The sequence below is a fragment of the Streptomyces sp. NPDC096132 genome, from assembly GCF_044763345.1.
Lineage (GTDB): Bacteria > Actinomycetota > Actinomycetes > Streptomycetales > Streptomycetaceae > Streptomyces.
The window spans coordinates 746,972-767,410 of the sequence record NZ_JBIWGA010000001.1; the positions used below are offsets into that span (position 1 = coordinate 746,972).

The window sequence follows — 20,439 nt, forward strand, 5'->3', positions numbered from 1 at the left end:
GACGGTGACCCGGGTCGACGCTGACCCGGGTCACCGTGGGGTCTTTCAGGCCGCCGTTCGGACCTCGTACGTCGCGATGCGTACCGTCTCGTCGTCGAGGCACTGGCCGCTCCGCAGGTCGAAGCGCTGCTTGAGGAGGGGGGAGGCGACGAACGGGCGGCCCTGGTGGGTGCCGGTCAGGCCGCGGGAGAGGACTGCCGCGCCGCCGAACGGGTCGCGGTTGTCGATGGCGTACAGCTCGCCTGACCGGTCACGGAACAGGGCGACCTGGCGGCCGTCGGGGAGCAGCGCGGCCACACCCCGTCCGGGAAGGAGCTGGTTCAGGTCGCAGATCGTGAACCAGCCCTCCGCGTCCTCCCCCAACCGCAGTTGAACCTTCAGGTCGGTCGTCTCGGGTGCCAGGGTCATCGCTGGGCGCTCCCTTCCAGGGGACGGTGGCCGATGGTCAGCAGCGGCAGGTCGGGCTTGATCTGGTCGCGCTCGGGGACGAAGCCGACGACCGGGTCCGGGGTGTCCGGCGCGTTGATGAAGGACACGAACCGGGCGAGCTTCTCGGGGTCGTTGATGGTGGTGGCCCACTCGTCGGCGTAGTGCGCCACGTGGTCCGTCATCAGGGACTCCAGCTCCTCGCAGATGCCGAGGGAGTCCTCCACGACGACGTCGCGGACGTGGTCGAGGCCGCCGGGGATCCGCTCCAGCCAGGTGGAGGTGCGCTCCAGGCGGTCGGCGGTGCGGATGTAGAACATCAGGAAGCGGTCGATCAGCTTGATCAGTTCGGCGTCGGACAGGTCCTGCGCGAGGAGGTCCGCGTGGCGCGGGGTCGCGCCGCCGTTGCCGCCGACGTACAGGTTCCAGCCGCCCGAGGTGGCGATCACGCCGAAGTCCTTCGACTGGGCCTCCGCGCACTCACGGGCGCAGCCCGAGACGGCGGACTTGAGCTTGTGGGGGGACCTGAGCCCCCGGTAGCGCAGCTCCAGGTCGATCGCCATGCGGACGGAGTCCTGGACGCCGTAGCGGCACCAGGTCTGGCCGACGCAGGACTTCACGGTTCGGAGGGACTTGCCGTACGCGTGGCCCGACTCGAAGCCGGCGTCCACCAGTCGCGCCCAGATGAGGGGGAGCTGCTCGACGCGGGCGCCGAACATGTCGATCCGCTGACCGCCGGTGATCTTCGTGTAGAGGCCGAAGTCGCGGGCGATCTCACCGATCACGATGAGGCCCTCGGGGGTGATCTCACCGCCGGGGATGCGCGGGACGACCGAGTACGAACCGTTCTTCTGGAGGTTGGCGAGGAAGTGGTCGTTGCTGTCCTGCAGCGCCGCCTGCTCGCCGTCCAGCACATAGCCGCTGGCGCCGATCGTCGGGGCGAGGGACGCGATGATCGACGCGACCGCCGGCTTGCAGACCTCGCAGCCGTCGCCGCCCTTGGCGTCGTCGCGGCCGTAGCGGTCCAGCAGGTCCTGGTAGGTGTTGATGCGCAGGGCGAGGACGATCTCGTACAGCTCCTCGCGGGTCTGTGAGAAGCAGCCGCACAGGCCCTTGTCGACCTCGACGCCGCTCGCCTCCAGCTCGGCGGTGACCAGCTGGCCGAGGACCTTGACGCAACTGCCGCAGGTCGTACCGGCCTTGGTGCACTTCTTGACCTCGGGCACGGTGGTGCAGTTGTGCTCGGTGACCGCGCCGCGGATCGTGCCCTTGCGGACGTTGTTGCAGGAGCAGATGATCGCGTCGTCCGGCAGCGCGGTCGGGCCGAGCTGGGTGGACTCGCCGGCACCGGCGGGCAGGACCAGCGACTCGGGCGAGACGGGCGGCACCGAACCCGTGAAGGCCTTCAGCGTGCCGTACGCCTCCGCGTCGCCGACCAGGATGCCGCCGAGCAGCGTGCCGTCCCGGCCGATGACCAGCTTCTTGTACAGGCCCGCGCGGGAGTCGGAGTAGACGACGTCCAGGCAGTCGGCGGTGGTGCCGTGCGCGTCGCCGAAGGAGGCCACGTCCACGCCGAGCAGCTTCAGCTTCGTCGACAGGTCGGCGCCGACAAAAGCAGCCTCGTCGGAGGCGATGGTGGCCGCGGCCGTCTCCGCCTGCTCGTAGCCCGGGGCCACCAGGCCGTACACCCGGCCGTCGGAGGCCAGCGCGCACTCGCCGATCGCGAAGACGTGCGGGTCGGAGACCGTACGGCACTGCTCGTCGACCGCGATGCCGCCGCGCTCGCCGACCGTCAGGCCGCAGTCGCGGGCGAGCTGGTCGCGGGGACGGACGCCGGCGCTGAACACCACCATGTCGGTGGCGAGTTCGGAGCCGTCGGACAGCTTCATACCGGTGACGGCACCCGCGGAGTCGACCACGATCTCCTGCGTGCCCACGCCCGTGTGGACGGTCAGGCCCATCTCCTCGATGGTGCGCAGGAGCGCGGCGCCGCCGCCGTCGTCGACCTGGACGGGCATCAGACGGGGCGCGAACTCGACGATGTGGGAGGTGAGTCCGAGGCCCTTCAGGGCACCGGCCGCCTCGAGACCGAGCAGACCGCCGCCGACCACCGCGCCGACCGTCGCCTTCGACTTCGCGTACGCCTCGATCGCGAGGAGGTCCTCGATCGTGCGGTAGACGAAGCAGCCCTCGGCGTCCTTGTTCGGGACCGGCGGGACGAACGGGAACGAGCCGGTGGCGAGGACGAGGGTGTCGTACTCGAAGACCTGACCGGACCGGGCGGTGACCTTCTTCGCCTCGCGGTCGACGGTCTCGGCCGGGTCGCCGACGTACAGCTCGATGCCGTGCGTGGCGATGAACTCCATGTCGGTCATGGAGAGGTCCTCGGGCGTCTTGCCCGAGAAGTACGAGGTGAGCGCCACACGGTCGTACGCGGGACGCGGCTCCTCACAGAGCACGACCACGCGGTGCGTGGCGGTCAGGCCGCGCTCGGCGAGCGCTTCGAGGAAGCGCTGGCCGACCATGCCGTGGCCGACGAGCACGATCGTGGGGGTGGCCCCCAGGGTGGCGGTCATCAGGAGCCTCCATCGTTGGTGAGCAGGTGGAGCAGGGGGCCGCCGTCGGACGGGAGCGGCTCTGCTCCCTCCCAGGCGCGCGCCAGCGCGCCGACGGTGCCGAGTTCGCCGACGAGGACCCCGCCGACCAGGCGGTCGTCGCGGACGACGACCTTGCGGTAGGTCCCTCGGGTGGCGTCGGCGAGCTGCACGACGTCGTCGCCGGGGCGCGGCTCGGTCTCGCCGAACGCGGCGAGGTCGAAGACGCCGTTCCCGGAGAGGGTGAGCCGGGTGAGGACACGGGTGCCGCCGTAGCGGGCGGCCGGGTCTCCGGCGAGCGACTCGGCGAGGGCGTCGGCCTGTTCGAGCGCCGGGGCGGCGAGGCCGTACACGGTCCCGTCGTGCTGGGCGCAGTCGCCGATCGCGCGGATGTGCGGGTCGGACGTACGGAGTTCGTCGTCGACCAGGATGCCCTTGTGCACGGCGAGCCCCGCGTTCTTGGCGAGACCGGCGCGCGGGGAGACCCCGCAGGCCAGCACCACCAGGTCGGCGTCGAGGGCGTAGCCGTCGGCCATCTCGACGGAGCGGACGGCGCCGCCGACGCAGCGCACGTCGCGGACGCGGCACTCGGTGTGGACCTCGACACCGAGGTCCTTCAGGTGCCGCAGCACCAGCTTGGAGGCGCCCGGGTCGAGCTGGCGCTCCATCAGCCGCTCGGCCTGCTGGGCGAGGACGACCTGGGCGCCGCGCATCGCGAGGGCGCGGGCCGCGGAGACCCCGAGGAGCCCGCCGCCGACGACCACGGCCCGCACACCCGGCCGTACGGCCTTCGACAGGCCCAGGCAGTCGTCCATGGTGCGGAACGCGTGGACGCCCTCGGGCAGCACGTGGTCGGGGGTGCTGTGCCTTCCCGGGGGACGACCCCCGGACCCCCGGCCGGAAAAGCGGGGCGGATCGCCTGCCCGGTGTGCCGACGCGAGGTACATGTCCGTGAACAGGCCGCGCAGGGGCGGCAGCACCGGGTTGGAGCCGGTGGCCAGGACCAGCGTGTCGTATGCGATCTCCGAGCCGTCCGCGCAGGACACGGTCCGCCGGGCGCGGTCGATGCCGGTGACCCGGGCCCGGACCAGTCCGGCGGGCGCGGGCAGCGCGATCACCTCGGGGGCGTACCGGCCGGCCAGCACCTCGGCGAGCAGGACCCGGTTGTACGGGCGGTGCTCCTCCTCGCCGATGAGCAGCGCGGGCATGCCCAGCTCACCGAGCCGGCGGGCGAGGCGTACGCCCGCGAGGCCGGCGCCGATCACCACCACACGCGAATTCGAGGTCATGCCATCGAGCGTGCGGTGCGGAGGTTACCCGGTCGCATCACGGTTGTTTCCCGCGAGGAACGCTGCCCTCAGCGGGGGCCGGGCGGGGGTGTGAGGGTTTCCGTGGCCGGTGGGAGGGGGTGTGTGAGGTGGTCGCGGAGGGTGGCGGGGCGGGCGTGTGAGGTGTCGGGGCCGGGCCGGACCCTGCTCCGGGATGTGTGACGGGGATCACCTCGTAGGGAAAACCTGCCGTCGGGGCCCCGCGTCTAGCGGGTGTGAGATCAGTCAGGAAGGCACCGGGCGAGCTCGACGAGGAACGGCTCGTGCGGCTGGTGGCCAAGGGCGACCGGGCCGCGTTCGAGGAGCTGTACCGGCGTACGTCGCCCTGGATGGCGGTGCGGCTGCGTCGCCGCTGTGCGGACGAGCAGCTCGTCGCCGAGGTCATGCAGGAGACGTATCTGGCGGTGTGGCGCGCTGCGGGCGCGTTCGCCGGGACCGCGGCCGGAGGGTCGGCCCTCGGCTGGCTGTGGACGATCGCGGCGCGCCGGCTCGTCGACGCGTTCCGGCGCCGGGCCCACCACGCCGAGCCGCCGCCCGCGGCCGCCGCGCAGCCCGTCGCGCCCGCCGCCGAGGAGGAGGCGCTCGCCGCCACCGTCGGCGGTGACGTCGGGGACGCGCTGCGGCGCCTCGCGCCGGAGCTCAGACAGGTACTGCAGGCCATGGTGCTCGACGGGCTGTCCGTCCGGGAGACCGCGGTCCTGCTCGGGCTGCCCGAGGGCACGGTCAAGACCCGTGCCCGGCGGGCCCGGATCGCGATGCGGAAGGCGCTGGCATGAGCGGGGAACACGCGTCGATGCGGATCATCGACCAGTACGCGCGCGGTGACACGGACATCGCCGCCGACGAACTGTGGGCCCTGGAGGCCCATCTGGAGGAGTGCCGGGTGTGCCGCGACCGGCTGTCGGCGGCCGTCGCGGCACAGGCGCCCGAGGTGACGACACTGGTCGGCATCGTGTGGGCCGGCCTCGAACCCGAGCTGGCCGCCATCGCCCCGATGCCGTACCGCAGGCGCTGGTCCGCGCGGCTGTCGACATGGCTGACGCCCGCGATGGCGCCATGGCTGGCGATGGTCGCGAGCGTGACCCTGCTCGCGCTGCTGCTCGACCTGATGGACACCGGCACCGGCCAGGTGTCGCCGGTGCTGCTGCTGGCCCCGGTGCTGCCCGTGCTCGGCGTCGCGGCGTCCTGGTCGCGTGGCCTGGACCCGGCGTACGAGCTGACGGCGGCCGCGCCGAGGGCGGGGCTGGATCTGGTGCTGCGGCGCACCGCGGCGGTGCTCGCCGTGGTCGTCCCCGTGCTGCTGGCGGCCGGTGGGGCGACGGGGGTGAACGCCGCCCAGTGGCTGCTGCCCTGTCTCGCCTTCACCTCCACGACCCTGGCGCTCGGCGGTGTCGTCGGCGTGACCCGGGCCGCCGTCGCCCTGGTGGCCGTATGGGTCGCCGTGATCCTGGCGCCGACCCTGGCCACGAGCCGTACGGCCGTCGTCCTGCAGTCGGGCGGGCTGCCCGGGTGGGCGGCCGTGCTCGCGCTCGGCACCGGGGTCGTGATCACCCGCAGGGGCGCCTACTCGCTGATGGGAGCCCATCGATGACCGACTCGACGATGAACGGAAAGGACCGCATGATGCGCGCGGTGAGCGCGGAAGACCTCGCTCCGACGACATACGCCTGGCAGATCCGTGCCACGGGGCTGAAGGTCAGGGTCGGACGGAAACGGCTGGCCGTCGACGGGCTCGACCTGTCGCTGGGCACCGGCGTGCACGGCCTCCTCGGACCCAACGGAGCCGGCAAGACCACCCTCATCCGGGCGCTGGCCACCGTGCTGCGCCCCGCCGAGGGCACCCTGGAGCTGCTCGGGGAGCCGGTCGGCGGCCTGGGCGAGCACCGTGCGCTGCGCCGCAGGATCGGCTATCTGCCGCAGGAGTTCGGTTACTACAAGCGGTTCACCGTGCGCGAGTTCGTCGAGTACATGGCGTGGCTGAAGGAGGTGCCCAAGGCGGACATCCCCGCGGCCGTCCAGCGTGCCGTGGAGCGCGTCGGTCTCGCCGACCGTGCCGACGAGCGGATGAAGGCCCTGTCGGGCGGCATGGTGCGGCGGGTGGGCATCGCCCAGGCCATCGTCAACGACCCGGCGATCCTGCTGCTGGACGAGCCGACGGTCGGCCTGGACCCGGCGCAGCGGCTGCGCTTCCGTGAGTTGCTGCAACAACTCGGCACCGACACCTGCGTGGTGGTCTCGACCCACCTGGTGGAGGACGTCGCCGCCGCCTGTACCGACGTCGTGCTGATCGCCGACGGCCGGCTGGTCTTCCAGGGCACCCCGGACGAACTGGCCGCGGCGGGCGGCCCCGAGCACGTCGGCGACAGCCCGCTGGAGCGCGGCTACTCGGCCCTGCTGCTCAACCCGGCTCAGGAAAGGGGGACTTGGTGAACGGCCGCATCCTGCGCATCGAACTGAGGCGCTCCGTCGCCCCGTGGGCCGGCGCCCTGGTCCTGGGGAGCGCCCTGGCGTTCCTGTACCTGATCTCCGGACAGTGGTGGAACGGCACCGCGCGGTGGACGGCCCAGTGGACGCCCATGGCCCTGTGGACCCGCTGCCTGCTGATCGTCCAGTGGCCGCTCGTCGTGGGGCTCGGCGCGCTGCAGGGGCTGCGCGACCACCGCTCGAAGATGGCGGAGCTGCTGGCGACCACACCGCGGCCCGCCCGGCACCGCGCGGCCACGCTGGCGGGCGCGACGGCGATCACGCTCGTGTCGGGCTTCGCGCTCCTCGTCCTGGTGGGCGGGGTCCAGGTGCTCGCCGCCACCGAGTACCACCACATCGGCTGGCTGCCGATCTCGCTGGTGGCGGCGCTGTCCCTCGTCGCCGGGGCCGCGCTGGGCATGGGGATCGCGCGGGCCCTGCCGTCCCCGCTCACCCCGCCCGTGCTGGTCGTGGCCGCCTTCGTGGTCCTCAACCTCCTGCGGGTGTCGACGGACGAGGCGTTGCCGACGGCCGTGCTGGACAACCGTGCCGCGCTGCTCTCGCCGGCGGTGCCGGAGGTGCGCGAGGCGTTCCTCACGCTCACCGGAGCCGTGCACCTGGGACAGACGGTGTGGCTGCTCGGCATGGCCGCGACGGGCTTCGCGCTGGTGGTCGCCGCGACCGGACGCGGCCGGCTGCTCGCACTGACGCCCGTCGTGGCGGGCGCCGCGATCGCCCTGCTCGTGCTGCCCTCCGACCCGCGCGGGACGTACGTCGTCGACGAGGCCGCCACCGCGCGGGTGTGCGACGGCCCGGTGTGCGTGACGAAGGCCCACCAGGACCGCCTCGCCCAACTGGCGGGCCCGGGACGCAAGGCGCTGAGCCTGCTGCACGACACCCTGGGCGACAGTGCCCCGACGACGATCCGGGAGACCACGGCCCTCCGCGGGATCATGGACAGCCCCGAGCGGTCCCGCACCGCCGTCCTCGTCGACTTCGACGACGGCGCGATCGCCGGCGCCGAGGGCGAGGAACTGACCCGTGCCCTGCTCGCCCAGGGTCTCGCGCCGACGTGCTGGGCCCGCAGCGCCCTCCAGAGCGGCAGCACCGGCGACATCGCCGCGCAGGACATCGCCGCGGGCTGGGTCCTCGGCGACCTGAAGCCGCTCACCGGCACGCAACACCGCGAGATCGACCAGCTCGAGCAGGCCGAGCCCGTGTGGCAGAAGCTCAAGGCGCTGCCGAAGGCCGAACAGCGCTCGCGGATCGCCGCGATGCACGCGGCCGCGATCTCCTGCGAGGGCGACGCGTTCACCGTGCTGCAGGGCGGTGAGTCCCGGTGAGGTGGGTGACGCTGTACGCACGCTCGCGGCAGGTGCCCCTGTCGTTCGCGGCGGTGGTGCCGGCCGCAGTGGCGGTGTGGGGGACGGCCGACGCCGGTGATCCCCGGCCGGCCGTGCTCGTCCTCGTCGCGGGGGTCACGGCCGCCTCGGTCGGGCTCGGCGGGCAGGACGTCGCACTGGACCGGACGGCCGCGATCGGCTGGGTGCCCCGCCGGGCGGCGCATGTGCTGCTCATCGGCACGGTCGTCGCCGCGGTGCTGCTCGCCGTGCAGACGCTGGGCCGGGACCCGGCCGCCGCCGCGTTCGTCGTCCGGGACAGCGCCGGGCTGACGGGGCTGGTCGCCGTCGGGGCGGTGGTGTGCGGGGCGCGCTACGCATGGACGCTGCCGATGGCCTGGCTGGCGGTCTCCTTCTTCGGCCCACCCCCGACGGACGTACCGTCCCAGGTGGCGTCCTGGCTCCTGCTGCCCCCCGGCACACCGACGGGCACCTGGACGGCCCTGCTCCTCGCACTCGGGGGGACGGTGACGTACGCGGCGGCGGGGCCTAGGGGGTGAACGGGCCGGGGGGACTGGGCTGAGGGGCGCCGGGGTGAGGGGGCGCTGGGGCGGAGGGGGATCGGGCCCAAGGGCGCTGGGTCGGCAGGGCATTGGGGCGGCCGTGCGCCGGGGTGAGGGGGTACTGGGGCGGAGGGGGGGTCGGGCCGGAGGGGATCGGGCCCAAGGGCGCTGGGTCGGCAGGGCATTGGGGCGGCCGTGCGCCGGGGTGAGGGGGTACTGGGGCGGAGGGGGGGGTCGGGCCGGAGGGGATCGGGCCCAAGGGCACTGGGCCGGCAGTGCACCGGGCCGAGGGGACACCAGGCTGAGGGGAGTGAGTGGCTGAGGGGGCACCGGGCCGTGGGGGTGACCATGCCGAGGGGCACCGGGCCGCGGGGGTGACCATGCCGAGGGGCACCGAGGCGGGGGTGGACCTCGGATGATCCTCAGGTTCGTGGCCTGCGCACACACCCGGGCCGTAGGGTCCTGATCAGGCCCGACACACCCCTCGCCGTGATCGCCGCCCTCGCGGCCGGGTGGATCGACGCGGTGGTGGGCGGGGGAGGGCTGCTGCTCCTGCCGGTGCTGCTGCTCGGGCTGCCGGCCGGCAGGTACCTTCCTGGTCCTCGCCCTCACCGCGGTGCTCCACCTCGACCTGGTCAGCGCCTCGGCCACCGCCAAGATCGTCAACTGCTGTACCAACGCCGGCGCCCTCGCCACCTTCGCCTGGCAGGGCACCGTCCTGTGGCAACCGGCCGCCCTGATGGCCGTGTTCAACCTCGCGGGCGGCACCCTCGGCGCGCACACGGCCCTGAAGAAGGGCAGCGGGTTCGTGCGCGTGGTGCTGCTCACGGTGGTGCTCGCGCTCGTGGCGAATCTGGCGTGGGAGCAGTGGGCGGGCTAGCGGCGCCCGAGTGCCTCCCGCGGCGGAGGAACTCATCGGCTGCCCGTGAGGTGCGCGAACACCACCACGTTCCCCTGGTAGCCGGTCGCCTTCGAGTAGCCCCCGCCGCAGGTGATCACCCGTAGCTCGGGGCCGGCGGCGGCGCCGTAGACCTTCGCGTCGGGGAAGTGGCGGGCGTCGTAGACCTCGACGGCGTCCACCGTGAAGACGGCCACGGTGCCGTCCCTGCGGTCCACCTCGATGGTGCTGTGCTTGCGCAGGGCGCCGAGGTCGTAGAAGACGGCGGGGCCGTCGGCGTTGTCGACATGGCCGGCGACGATCGCGGTGCCCCGCTCGCCGGGGGTGGTGCCGGCCTCGTACCAGCCGGCGAGGTTCTTCCGGTCGGCCGGAGGGGCGTCGAGGCTGCCGGACGGGGTCAGGGCGAGGCCGGTCAGCGGGGCGTCGACGTGGAGGGAGGGGATGCGGATCCGGTCGGGAGGGGAGGGGGACATGGCCGGGGCGGACCGTATGGCCGTATCGCCGACGGGACCACCGGCCGTGCGGCCCCCCCTGTGGTCACTCGTGCCGCCACCCGTGCCGTCCCCCGCACCGCCCCCCGTTCCGTCATCCGTGCCGCCCGAGTGCGCCTGGGCGGCGGACGGTTGCGGCGGGGCGTGCGTCTCGGTGCCGCTGTGCAGCAGCCACGCGCCCGCGCACAGGGCGGTCACGGTGACGCCCGCTATGAGGCTGTTGCCGACTTTTCGCATCTCAACCCCTTCTCGCTCACGGCACTCCGCTCCCGGACGGGGCCCCGTACCCCCCTCCGGGCCGCGAGGGGCGTCGGGCCCGGAGGGGGAGGGGACATGCGGTACCGGTGGACGGACAGCGGAGGGTGTCCGTCAGATCCCGTCGCCTCTCGCCCGGCGATGCAGGAGCCAGGTACCGCCCGCGGCGGCGACGGCGAGTGCCGCCACGCCGGCCGCGGTCTGCACGGGGTCGGTGCCGAGTGCGCCGCCGACCCCCGTCTTCACACTTCCGCGCGGAGCCACCGGCTGCCGCGCCGAGGCCAGGGTCACCACCAGGTCCCCGGTGATCCGCCGGCCGCCCCGCGCGCACTGCGCGACGATCTCGTACGTTCCCGGCTGCGCGCTCGGCGGCACCCGGAACTCCCCGACCGCCTCGCCCCCGTGGGCGCCGGGCGCGAGGGTGAACCGCCCGGCGCCCACCGCGCCCGCGTCGCCCGCCGCCGTGCCCGACTCGCCGCACGCCGCGGTGTCCACCGTGACCGAGCCGCCCGGCACGGCGGTGGCGGGGTGGATCCGCAGGTCCCCGCCGGTGCCGTCCTCCGCGTACACGGGGCCGGCGATCCCGCCCGCGGCGGCGACGGCGAGCGCGGTGCCGGTCAGCAGACGGGTCGTACGTCGCATCTGTGCTCCTTCGAGCTCCTCGGGGCGCGTCCCTGCCCTTCCGAGGTAAGTCCCCCCGCGCCGTACGCGCTTCCTGAGGGAACGTCAGGAATGGGATGAATGGGTGTCAGGAGGTGCGGGGGCGGGGCGTGCCGGCGGCCGTTTCGGCAGGTCACCGGGGTGTCGGCGGGACGGGGCGGAAAAGCGCCCGGAGGGGGTGTGAACGGGTGACCGGTCAGCGGCGGGCGAGCCAGTCGCCGCCCTCTATGAGCTTGCCCCGCGTGCGCAGCCGGGCGGCCACGTCCGGCGCCGCCACATAGACCCAGGCGGGCGTGGAGCCGTCGCCGACCGTCACCCGGCGTGCCACCCGCTCGTACAGGTTGCGCGGATCACCCGGGGCGTACTCCTCCAGCCGGTCCAGCTCGGCCAGCAGGCGCGCGTACGCCTCCGGCCGGGCGGTGACGAGCTCCCCGGTCACGACCCCGCCGGGTTCCTCCACCGCGTACGGATAGCCGGGGCCGTCGTAGAGCACCGCGCCCGTCAGCCGGGCCGGTTCCTCGCGCAGGGTGCGGCCGCGCAGGAACAGGTCGTGGTTGACCTCGCCGGGGCGGAGAGTGCCGTAGACGAAGAAGGGGAGGTCGGCGCGGGGCGGGCTGGTCGGGAAGCTCACGGAAACGATTCTCTCCTCTTCACGGCCCCCTCACTGCTCCGGCACGGAGGCGCTATGGACATGACATGTCAGGCCCCTTTAAATCGCAGGACGGCATCAGCAGGACGGCGTCAGGCACGAGCCCTGTGCCGGCCCTGCGCCGCCCCCACACGCGCCCCCACGGCGCCTTCCCAAGGAGACCGAGCAGACTGATGAGTCGGATACGGCAGCACGTCCGAGGTTCCCGTCTCGCCACCGCCGGCATCGCCGCCACCACGGCCACCCTGCTGGCCGCCGCACTCTCCCCGGTCGCCGACGCGGCCGACAGACCCACCCGCGCCACCGCGCTCGACCACGCGGCCGCCGCCCTCGCCGACCACGCCATGAGCCTGGGCCTGACCGCCCCCCAGGACACGGCCGTCCGGGACGTCGTCATCGACAAGGACGGCACCCAGCACGTCCGCTACGACCGCACGTACCGCGAACTCCCGGTCCTCGGCGGTGACTTCGTGGTCCACCTGGCGCCGGACGGCGCGTACCGCAGCGCGAACCGCGCGACGAAGGCGGTCATCTCGCTGTCGAGCATCACCCCGAAGCTGTCGGCCCCGAAGGCCGCCGACGTCGCCGTGAACGCCCTGCGCGCGGCCAACCTCGGCGAGACCCTCAAGCAGGTCAAGGCCAAGCCGCAGCTGGTGGTCGACGCCCTGCACGGCACCCCGAAGCTGGCCTGGCGGACGAACGCCGTCGGCCTCGACTCCCTCGGCAACCCGGTCGCCCGCACGGTGCTCACCGACGCGCGCACCGGCGCCCAGATCGACGCCTGGGACGCCATCGAGACGGCGACGGGCGACGGCAAGTCCCTGTACGGCGGCACGGTCCCGCTGGAAACGACCCTGTCCGGGTCGACGTACCAGCTCAAGGACCCGACCCGCGGGAACACGTACACGGGTGACGCGGCGAACAAGACCGACCTGTGCATCTTCGGGATCTGCATCAGCCGCGCCCCGGCGACGCTGTTCACCGACACCGACAACCACTGGGGCACGGGCGCGACGTCCGACCGCTCCACGGCCGCCGTGGACGCGCAGTACGGCACCGACGTGACCTGGGACTACTACAAGAACGTCCACGGCCGCAACGGCATCGGCAACGACGGCAAGGGCTCCTACAACCGCGTCCACTACGGCAACAGCTACAACAACGCCTTCTGGGACGACAGCTGCTTCTGCATGACGTACGGCGACGGCGACGGCACCCAGCTCGGTCCGCTGGTGGCGCTGGACGTGGCGGGCCACGAGATGTCCCACGGCGTGACGTCGAAGACGGCCAACCTGACCTACTCCGGGGAGTCCGGCGGCCTGAACGAGGCCACGTCCGACATCTTCGGCTCCCTGGTCGAGTTCTACGCCAACAACTCCTCCGACACCGGTGACTACCTCATCGGCGAGAAGATCGTCCGCTCCGGCTTCGGCCGGGACGCTCTGCGCTACATGGACAAGCCCAGCAAGGACGGCAACTCCGCGGACTACTGGAGCAGTTCGGTCGGCAACCTGGACGTCCACTACTCCTCCGGCGTCGCCAACCACTTCGCCTATCTGCTGGCGGAGGGCAGCGGCTCCAAGACCATCAACGGCGTCACCTACAACTCCCCGACGTCCAACGGCTCCACGGTCACCGGAATCGGCCGGGACAAGCTGGGCGCCATCTGGTACCGGGCGCTGACGGTGTACATGACGTCCTCGACCAACTACGCGGGCGCGCGCACGGCGACCCTCAACGCCGCCCGCGACCTCTACGGCTCCGGCAGCACGGAGTACAACGCGGTGGCGGCGGCCTGGAGCGCGGTGAACGTGAACTGACCCCTGAGGCGAGGGGTCGGAGGTGCGGAAACTCCCTTCCCCGTGAGTCGATCACCCGTTAGGCTCCCCCGGCGCACGCGGACCGGTGTGCGCCGGGGGAGCGGGTGACCAGGGGGTAATGGGGGCAATGGGGGAAACGACCGGGGCGGCCGTGGTGGCCGAGGCCGGGGCTGCCGGGGCTGCCGGGGTGGCCGGGGTGGCCGGGGCGGCCAGAAAAGAACCGAACGCCTTCGTCCAGATCACCGCCGCGTTCGTGGTGGTGGGGGCGCTGGCATGGGGCCTGTGGGCGCAGCAGAAGGACAACGGCGTGGAGGAGAGCGGTGCCGGGACCGCCGGACCGATCTCCTGCTCGGCGTCGACGCCCACGGGGTTGCCGAAGATGGTGCGGGCAGGCGTGAAGTACGTCTCCGCGAACCAGCTCTGCCAGGTGCTGAACCGTCCGGACCTGGCCACGCTGCTCGGCACGCCGGGGGAGCGGCCGATGTCGTACGGGGGCGGTGACGACTCCGTCACGCTGGGCGGCGCCGATGTCCCCGCGCCGGAGATGAACGTCACGCTGACCACGTACTCCGTTCAACTCTCCGCGTCCTACGATCACTTCGCGGTCAAGGGGATGGCCGAGCTGCTGGGCGGCGACGCGCGGGAACGGACCTTCCTCGGGCGCCCGGCGGTGCTCTACTCGGACCGGACCCTCGCCTTCGCCTTCGGTCTGGGCGGTGGCGACGCGTCCAGCGCTCCCGGGCACCCCACCCGCAGACTGGTGGTCGCGCAGGACCCGAAGGACGGCGGCGGCTCCTACGACATCGCCATCTGGCGCCAGGACTCCGGAGCCCTCGACGACGCGACCCTCCTGCGCCTCGCGCAGGAGATCCTGCCCACGATCCCGGGCTGGACCCCGGCCGCCTGACGTCCTCCGGCGCGTCTAGGGGGTGTTGTGAAAGTCCCGCACAGCACCCGCGGCGCCCGGCACGCACCCTCGCCGCACCGGCCAAAGGCCCAAGTAGCTCCGCTACGAGGGCCTTCGTCCGGCACTCCCCCAGCCTTCGGCCGGGGGACCCCCAGGGCACGCACCGGACACCGCGGGCACCGCACTGGACTTTCACAACACCCCCTAGTCCCCGACGAAGACCAGATGGCTGCCGGGAGTTGTGGCGCAGGCGGTCAGGAAGGTGGCGAGGTCGTGGGCGGCCGCCGTGTGGGCGGGGCCGGTGCAGTGGGTCAGGAGGCCGGGGATCTCGGCGAGGGCGGCCTCGGCGACCTGCTCGTTGAAGACCGTGTCGTCGTAGGGGTCGACCGTGCCGAGCCTGCCCGAGGCGGGGGCGGGGAGCCTGGCGAGCAGCTCGGCCAGGGCCTCGGCGTGCTCGTGGGACGCACGGATCAGCGTCGGCTCGCGCTTCGAGCGGCGGGTGGGCCAGTGCGGGCGGTCCTTGTGCAGCTGCAGGTCGATTCCCATGCGGCGAGTCTCCCAGGGGGTGAGCCTCTCAAGGGACGAGTGTCTCAAGGGGGGTGAGCCTCTCCAGGGGATGCGTCTCTCCAGGGACGAGTCTCTCCAGGGGACGAGTCTCTCCAGGGACGAGTCTCTCCAGGGGACGCGTCTCTCCAGGGACGAGTCTCTCCAGGGACGAGTCTCTCCACGGACGTGCAAAGGCCGGCGCCCCTCTGGGGGTGCCGGCCTTCATGGGGCGGGTGTCGTGTGGTCAGGCGACCAGGTCCGGTGTTTTCGGGGTGGTCTCCTGCGGCTGCTGCTCCGGCTTGCGGTCGCGCATGACCAGCGTGGCCAGGACCGCCGCCGCCAGGACCCCGACCGCGCTGACCGTGAAGGTCGTCGTCATCGAGGCGGTGAAGGCCTCGCGGGCCGCGTCGATCAGCTCGGTGTTCCCGTTCGCCGTGGCCAGGGCGCCGACGATCGACTGGCGGGCCGCCTCGGGGGCGTCGGACGGCATCTCCGCGGCGTAGCCGCTGGTGAGGAGGGAGCCGAGGATCGCGATGCCGAGGGCGGTGCCGGCCTGCTGGATGGTGTCGTTGAGGGCCGAGCCGACGCCCGCCCTGTCCTCGGGGATCGTGCCCATCAGGGCGCCCACCGCGGCCGGCATCGCCATGCCCGCGCCGAAGCCCAGCAGACCGAGCGCCACGGCCGCAGCGGTGAACCCGGACTCGGCGTCGACCGTCGTCAGCAGGGCGAAGCAGGCGACCATCACCAGCATGCCGCAGAGGATGACGAACCGATTGCCGATCTTCGCCGCCAGCTTCACGCCCAGGCCGTTGCCGACCAGCGCGGCGACGGCCAGGGGCAGGAAGGCCAGGCCCGCCTTGACGGGGGTGTAGCCGAGGACGAACTGCAGGTACTGGGTGAGGACCAGCAGCAGACCGCCGTTGCCGATCTGGACGAGGGCCAGGGACAGCGAACCGCCGCTGAAGTTGCGGTGCTTGAAGAGGACCAGCGGGACCATCGGCGCCGACGTCACGTTCTCCCAGACCACGAAGCCGGCCAGGGCGACGACGGCCACCGCGAGGCTGATGAGGGACCGGCCGCCGAACGCGCCGTGCTGCGGGATCTCGATGATCCACCAGACCAGCGCGGTCATGCCGACCGCCGAGAGCACGGCACCGAGCGGGTCGGGCTTCTGCCACGGCGCCCTGGACTCCGGCATCAGCAGCACACCGGCGACGAGGGCCAGGACGACGACCGGGACGTTGAGGAAGAAGATCGAGTGCCAGGAGAAGTGGTCGATCAGCACGCCGCCCAGCACCGGGCTGCCGACCAGGCCGAGCATCGACACCGAGCCCCAGGCCGCCATCGCCCTGTTCCGCTCCTCCTCGTCGAAGACGGTGATGAGGATCGAGAGGGTGGACGGCATGATCAGGGCCCCGCCCACGCCCATCGCGGTGCGCACGGCGATCACCTCGCCGGGGGCGGTGCAGATCGTCGCGGCCAGTGAGGCCGCCCCGAAGAGCACCAGGCCGATCAGCATCACCCGCCGGCGGCCGAACCGGTCGCCGAGGCTGCCCGAGGTGAGCAGCAGGCCCGCGAAGACCAGGATGTAGGAGTCGAGGATCCACTGGGTGTCCTGGGCGCTCGCCCCGAGGTCCTCGGTCATCGAGGGCACCGCGACGGTCAGCGCCATGCTGTCGATCGTCAGGACCAGCGTGCTCAGGCACAGCACGACGAGGATCCACCAGCGGCGTGGGTTGCGGGTTTCCATGGACGTCCGGTCCTTTCATCGACATGCGTACGGTGTTCTCGCCCTGCGTACACCGTTCCGGCGAGATAGTGGCTGCGTACGGTGTTCCGTCCGGTGCGAACACTGTACGCATGGCGGAACGGTGTACGCAACCCTTGAACGATGTGCGCGGATTCGGAACTCTGTACGCTGAAGCGCACGACGTACGCCAGCCGCCTACCTCGGAGTGGAGCCGTGGCCGCCAAGACGAAGAACCCGACCCCCGTCCCGTCCGTCTGGACCCGGCAGAAGCGCGAACCCGACCAGCCCTCGCTCAGCCGGGACGCGATCGTCCGCGAGGCCGTCGCGATGCTGGACGCCGAGGGCATCGAGGCGCTGAGCATGCGCAAGCTCGGCGCCCGCCTCAACGCGGGCGCGACCTCTCTCTACCGGCACGTCGCCACCAAGGACGAGCTGATGGAACTGGCCGTGGACGAGGTCGCCGCCGAGATCCGGGTGCCCGAACCGGGCGGCCCCGACTGGCGGGCGGCTGTCACCGAGGCCGCCGCCGCCTTCCGTACGACGGCCCTGCGGCACCCCTGGCTGTCCTCGGTCCTCGGTCAGGCGGGCCTCGCCTACCTGGGCCCCAACCTCATGACCTTCTCCGAGCGCCTGGCCGCCCTGTTCACGGCGGCCGGCTTCCCGGAGCCCGGCCGCGCCATCGACACCGTCCTGTCGTACGTCATCGGCATGAGCACGACCGAGGCCGCCTGGCTCACCACCGTCGCCCGTTCCGGTGAGAGCGAGGCCGACTTCATCGCCCGCCTCATGCCGGCGGCCCAGCAGGCGGCGGCCGGCCACGAGCACCTCGCCGGCGGCTACGCGGAGGCCGCCGAGGCGACCGTCGACCCCGTCGCCCTGCGCGAGGACAAGTTCCGGTACGGCCTGGAGGTCGTCCTCGACGGCCTCGCCCTGCGCCTGACGGACGGGCCGCGGGAGACGTCGTAGGGCCTACGGCGTCGCGATCTCCAGCCGCACCGCGCACACCTTGAACTCGGGCATCCGTGAGGTCGGGTCCAGGGCCGGGTTGGTCAGGGTGTTGGCGCGGCCCTCGCCCGGCCAGTGGAAGGGCATGAAGACGGTGTCCGGGCGGATCCCGGTGGTGATCCGGGCGGGGGCGACGGCCCGCCCGCGCCGGGACACCACGGCCACCGGATCGCCCTCGGCCGCCCCGAGCCGCGCCGCGAGGCGGGGGTGCAGCTCCACGAACGGGCCGGGCGCGGCGGCGTTCAGCTCGTCCACGCGGCGGGTCTGGGCGCCGGACTGGTACTGCGCCACGACCCGGCCGGTGGTGAGCAGCACCGGGTACTCGTCGTCCGGTTCCTCGGCGGACGGGCGGTGCGAGACAGGTGTGAAGCGGGCCCGGCCGTCCGGGGTCGCGAACCGGTCGAGGAAGAGCCGGGGCGTCCCCGGATGCACCGCCGCCCGCGGGGGCTCCGCATCCTGGGCCGGATCATCGGGCAACGCGTCCAGTCCGGCGTCCTCACAGTCCTCGGCACCGGCCTCCGGGCCGGCGGCCGCGCCGCCGTTCGCGTTGGCTTCCGGGCCAGGCGTGGTGTTGGCCTGCGGGCCGGTGGCGGTGTCGCCGTTCGCGTTGGCTTCCGGGCCAGGCGTGGTGTTGGCCTCCGGCCCGGTGGTCGTGTCGCCGTTCGCGTCGGCTTCCGAGCCGGGCGCGGTGTTGGCCTTCGGGCCGGCCGCCGTGTTGCCCTTCACGCCGGCCCCCGCGCCGACCGCCTTGCCGGCCTCCGCGCCGGCCGCCGAGCCGCCCTCCGTGCTGCCCTCGGCATCGGCCTCCACGCCCGCCGCCGCGCCGCCCTCCTCCTGCGGCGGTGCCGGGCACGGCCAGAAGACGCCGTTTTCCTTCGCCAGTCGCCGGTAGGTGATGCCGGAGTAGTCCGCGATTCCGCCCGCGCTGGCCCGGCGCAGTTCCTCGAAGACCTCCTCGGGGTCGGTCGGGAAGCCCTTCTCCACGCCCAGCCGGGCGGCCAGCTCGTGCATGACCTCCAGGTCGCTGCGGACGCCTGCCGGCGGGGTGAGGGCCTGTCGGCGCAGGAGCACCCGGCCCTCGAGGCTGGTGGTCGTGCCCGTCTCCTCCGCCCACTGCGTCACCGGCAGGACGACGTCCGCGAGGGCCGCCGTCTCCGACAGCACGACATCGCAGACCGCGAGGAACTCCAGCGACCGCAGCCGCTCCTCGACATGGGCGGCGCGCGGCGCGGACACCACGGGGTTCGACCCCATGAGCAGCAGCGACTTCACCTCCGTACCCAGCGCGTCCAGGAGTTCGTACGCACTGCGCCCCGGCCCGGGCAGCGAGTCGGGGTCCACGTCCCACACCTCGGCCACGTGCCGCCGCGCCGCCGGATCGTCCAGCTTGCGGTAGCCGGGCAACTGGTCGGCCTTCTGGCCGTGCTCGCGGCCGCCCTGCCCGTTGCCCTGCCCGGTCAGACAGCCGTAGCCGGACAGCGGCCGTCCCGCGCGGCCCGTCGCCAGGCAGAGGTTGATCCACGCGCCGACCGTGTCGGTCCCCTTGGACTGCTGCTCGGGTCCGCGCGCGGTGAGCACCATCGCGGCCTCGGGCTCGCAGAACAGCCGTACGGCTTCCCGGAGTTGCGGAACGGACACCCCCGTGATCCGTTCCACGTACTCGGGCCAGTGGGCCATGGCCGCCGCGCGGGCGTCCTCCCAGCCGACGGTCCGTTCCGCGACGTACTCCTCGTCGACCCGCCCCTCGGCGACGACCAGGTGCAGCAGTCCGAGCGCCAGCGCGAGGTCCGTCCCCGGCCTCGGCGCCAGATGCAGGTCGGCCTGCTCCGCGGTCTTCGTGCGGCGCGGGTCGACGACGATCAGCGTGCCGCCGTTCTCCCGCAGCTCGTTGAAGAAGCGGAGCGACGGCGGCATGGTCTCCGCGAGGTTCGATCCGACGAGGATCACGCACCCGGTCCTCGGGATGTCCTCCAGCGGGAACGGCAGCCCCCGGTCCAGGCCGAACGCCTTGATGCCGCCCGCCGCCGCCGACGACATGCAGAAACGGCCGTTGTAGTCGATCTGTGAGGTGCCCAGCACGACCCGGGCGAACTTGCCGAGCGTGTACGCCTTCTCGTTGGTCAGCCCGCCCCCGCCGAACACCCCGAGGGCGTCGGCGCCGTGCTCGGCGCGCACGCGCCGCAACTCCCCGGCGATCCGGTCCAGTGCCTCGTCCCAGCCGGCCGGCACGAGCGAGTCGCCGGAACGCACCAACGGGGAGGTCAGGCGCACCCGGGACGAGAGCACCGCGGGCGCCGTACGGCCCTTGCCGCACAGCGCGCCCCGGTTCACCGGGAAGTCCGTGCGCTCGACCACCTCGACGCCCCCCGTGGGCAGGGGCGACAGGGCCATCCCGCACTGCAGGGCGCAGTACGGGCAGTGGGTGGGCGTCGAGGTGGTCCGCATGTGTTTCAGCGTGCTTCGGCCGTGTTACGCGCCGTGCGGTCTCCTGTTACGGCGGTGTGGTGGTGCGCTCCCCTGCGCGGGGGCGTCGCCGTGAGGTTGCGTGAGTGGTATGTGGGACAAAAGACGCCTCATGTGACTCATTTCGTACCGTAGTTGGCCGATCACGCATGGTTGAGAGTTGAAGTGCCGCCACTACAGTCGAGACTCCGCACGACCCCGCACGGCGTTCGAAATCCCGGGCATGCCGCCGCCCCCGGACATGTCACCGACACTCGAAGCAGCCTGGAGGTCCCCCCACC

General features: G+C 72.8%; 17 protein-coding genes and 1 pseudogene. 9 read left to right on the forward strand and 9 right to left on the reverse strand.

Going from position 1 to position 20,439, the window contains the following annotated elements; translation table 11 throughout:
- Positions 1-45 precede the first annotated feature (45 nt).
- The 3 genes from nirD to ACIRF9_RS03185 are packed head-to-tail and all read right to left on the reverse strand — an operon-like array spanning position 46 to position 4,309.
- Positions 46-408 (reverse strand): nitrite reductase small subunit NirD, encoded by a 363-nt coding sequence (gene nirD, locus ACIRF9_RS03175; RefSeq protein ID WP_403815418.1) that lies wholly within the window; start codon positions 406-408, stop codon positions 46-48.
- Positions 405-3,002, reverse strand: a complete 2,598-nt coding sequence (gene nirB / locus ACIRF9_RS03180; protein WP_403815421.1) for a nitrite reductase large subunit NirB — start codon at positions 3,000-3,002, stop codon at positions 405-407. The genes nirD and nirB overlap by 4 nt, the downstream gene beginning before the upstream one ends.
- On the reverse strand, positions 3,002-4,309 hold the full coding sequence (locus ACIRF9_RS03185) for an NAD(P)/FAD-dependent oxidoreductase (RefSeq protein WP_403815424.1): 1,308 nt from the start codon (positions 4,307-4,309) through the stop codon (positions 3,002-3,004). Before ACIRF9_RS03185 ends, nirB begins: the two co-directional genes overlap by 1 nt.
- A gap of 254 nt (positions 4,310-4,563) precedes the next feature.
- On the opposite strand from ACIRF9_RS03185, the gene ACIRF9_RS03190 reads away from it, so the two are divergent.
- From ACIRF9_RS03190 to ACIRF9_RS03215, 6 genes and pseudogenes are all read left to right on the forward strand, one after another.
- Entirely contained in the window at positions 4,564-5,124 is a 561-nt protein-coding gene (locus tag ACIRF9_RS03190) for an RNA polymerase sigma factor (RefSeq protein WP_403815427.1), read from the forward strand.
- Positions 5,121-5,939, forward strand: a complete 819-nt coding sequence (locus ACIRF9_RS03195; RefSeq protein ID WP_403815429.1) for a zf-HC2 domain-containing protein — start codon at positions 5,121-5,123, stop codon at positions 5,937-5,939. Before ACIRF9_RS03190 ends, ACIRF9_RS03195 begins: the two co-directional genes overlap by 4 nt.
- A 29-nt stretch (positions 5,940-5,968) precedes the next feature.
- Positions 5,969-6,778 carry an ABC transporter ATP-binding protein gene (locus ACIRF9_RS03200; RefSeq protein WP_403816105.1) on the forward strand — a complete coding sequence of 270 codons (810 nt, stop codon included), beginning with the start codon at positions 5,969-5,971 and terminating at the stop codon, positions 6,776-6,778.
- Positions 6,775-8,154: a hypothetical protein gene (locus tag ACIRF9_RS03205; RefSeq protein ID WP_403815432.1), complete on the forward strand. Its 1,380-nt coding sequence runs from the start codon at positions 6,775-6,777 to the stop codon at positions 8,152-8,154. Before ACIRF9_RS03200 ends, ACIRF9_RS03205 begins: the two co-directional genes overlap by 4 nt.
- Positions 8,151-8,711 carry a hypothetical protein gene (locus ACIRF9_RS03210; RefSeq protein ID WP_403815435.1) on the forward strand — a complete coding sequence of 187 codons (561 nt, stop codon included), beginning with the start codon at positions 8,151-8,153 and terminating at the stop codon, positions 8,709-8,711. The genes ACIRF9_RS03205 and ACIRF9_RS03210 overlap by 4 nt, the downstream gene beginning before the upstream one ends.
- 589 nt (positions 8,712-9,300) lie before the next feature.
- A pseudogene (locus ACIRF9_RS03215) lies at positions 9,301-9,594 on the forward strand (TSUP family transporter); the annotation flags it as partial.
- A 32-nt stretch (positions 9,595-9,626) separates the two neighbouring features.
- On the opposite strand, the gene ACIRF9_RS03220 reads toward ACIRF9_RS03215, so the two are convergent.
- From ACIRF9_RS03220 to ACIRF9_RS03230, 3 genes are all read right to left on the reverse strand, one after another.
- Entirely contained in the window at positions 9,627-10,340 is a 714-nt protein-coding gene (locus ACIRF9_RS03220) for a class F sortase (RefSeq protein WP_403815438.1), read from the reverse strand.
- A gap of 132 nt (positions 10,341-10,472) precedes the next feature.
- Positions 10,473-11,000 carry a hypothetical protein gene (locus tag ACIRF9_RS03225; RefSeq protein ID WP_403815441.1) on the reverse strand — a complete coding sequence of 176 codons (528 nt, stop codon included), beginning with the start codon at positions 10,998-11,000 and terminating at the stop codon, positions 10,473-10,475.
- A gap of 214 nt (positions 11,001-11,214) precedes the next feature.
- Entirely contained in the window at positions 11,215-11,649 is a 435-nt protein-coding gene (locus ACIRF9_RS03230; RefSeq protein WP_403815443.1) for a gamma-glutamylcyclotransferase family protein, read from the reverse strand.
- A 191-nt stretch (positions 11,650-11,840) separates the two neighbouring features.
- Between ACIRF9_RS03230 and ACIRF9_RS03235 the strand changes: the two genes are divergently transcribed.
- A complete protein-coding gene (locus ACIRF9_RS03235) occupies positions 11,841-13,487 on the forward strand; it encodes a M4 family metallopeptidase (RefSeq protein ID WP_403815446.1) in 1,647 nt (548 codons plus the stop codon).
- Positions 13,488-13,614: 127 nt separating this feature from the next.
- A complete protein-coding gene (locus tag ACIRF9_RS03240) occupies positions 13,615-14,394 on the forward strand; it encodes a DUF6215 domain-containing protein (protein ID WP_403815449.1) in 780 nt (259 codons plus the stop codon).
- Between the two features lie 204 nt (positions 14,395-14,598).
- Here the strand turns inward: ACIRF9_RS03240 and ACIRF9_RS03245 are convergent, their stop codons facing one another.
- Both ACIRF9_RS03245 and ACIRF9_RS03250 read right to left on the reverse strand, forming a co-directional pair.
- Entirely contained in the window at positions 14,599-14,940 is a 342-nt protein-coding gene (locus tag ACIRF9_RS03245) for a hypothetical protein (protein ID WP_403815452.1), read from the reverse strand.
- A gap of 244 nt (positions 14,941-15,184) precedes the next feature.
- Entirely contained in the window at positions 15,185-16,690 is a 1,506-nt protein-coding gene (locus tag ACIRF9_RS03250) for an MFS transporter (protein WP_403815455.1), read from the reverse strand.
- A gap of 213 nt (positions 16,691-16,903) precedes the next feature.
- Here ACIRF9_RS03250 and ACIRF9_RS03255 point away from each other — a divergent pair, with 213 nt between their 5' ends.
- On the forward strand, positions 16,904-17,656 hold the full coding sequence (locus tag ACIRF9_RS03255; RefSeq protein WP_403815458.1) for a TetR/AcrR family transcriptional regulator: 753 nt from the start codon (positions 16,904-16,906) through the stop codon (positions 17,654-17,656).
- A 3-nt stretch (positions 17,657-17,659) separates the two neighbouring features.
- Here the strand turns inward: ACIRF9_RS03255 and ACIRF9_RS03260 are convergent, their stop codons facing one another.
- Positions 17,660-20,140: a molybdopterin oxidoreductase family protein gene (locus ACIRF9_RS03260; RefSeq protein WP_403815460.1), complete on the reverse strand. Its 2,481-nt coding sequence runs from the start codon at positions 20,138-20,140 to the stop codon at positions 17,660-17,662.
- Positions 20,141-20,439 lie beyond the last annotated feature (299 nt).

Coding starts and splice junctions, on each gene's coding strand:
- nirD (WP_403815418.1), bottom strand. CDS start 408: ATGACCCTGGCACCCGAGACGACCGACCTGAAGGTTCAACTGCGGTTG.
- nirB (WP_403815421.1), bottom strand. CDS start 3,002: ATGACCGCCACCCTGGGGGCCACCCCCACGATCGTGCTCGTCGGCCAC.
- ACIRF9_RS03185 (WP_403815424.1), bottom strand. CDS start 4,309: ATGACCTCGAATTCGCGTGTGGTGGTGATCGGCGCCGGCCTCGCGGGC.
- ACIRF9_RS03195 (WP_403815429.1), top strand. CDS start 5,121: ATGAGCGGGGAACACGCGTCGATGCGGATCATCGACCAGTACGCGCGC.
- ACIRF9_RS03200 (WP_403816105.1), top strand. CDS start 5,969: ATGATGCGCGCGGTGAGCGCGGAAGACCTCGCTCCGACGACATACGCC.
- ACIRF9_RS03220 (WP_403815438.1), bottom strand. CDS start 10,340: ATGCGAAAAGTCGGCAACAGCCTCATAGCGGGCGTCACCGTGACCGCC.
- ACIRF9_RS03225 (WP_403815441.1), bottom strand. CDS start 11,000: ATGCGACGTACGACCCGTCTGCTGACCGGCACCGCGCTCGCCGTCGCC.
- ACIRF9_RS03235 (WP_403815446.1), top strand. CDS start 11,841: ATGAGTCGGATACGGCAGCACGTCCGAGGTTCCCGTCTCGCCACCGCC.
- ACIRF9_RS03240 (WP_403815449.1), top strand. CDS start 13,615: ATGGGGGAAACGACCGGGGCGGCCGTGGTGGCCGAGGCCGGGGCTGCC.
- ACIRF9_RS03245 (WP_403815452.1), bottom strand. CDS start 14,940: ATGGGAATCGACCTGCAGCTGCACAAGGACCGCCCGCACTGGCCCACC.
- ACIRF9_RS03250 (WP_403815455.1), bottom strand. CDS start 16,690: ATGGAAACCCGCAACCCACGCCGCTGGTGGATCCTCGTCGTGCTGTGC.
- ACIRF9_RS03260 (WP_403815460.1), bottom strand. CDS start 20,140: ATGCGGACCACCTCGACGCCCACCCACTGCCCGTACTGCGCCCTGCAG.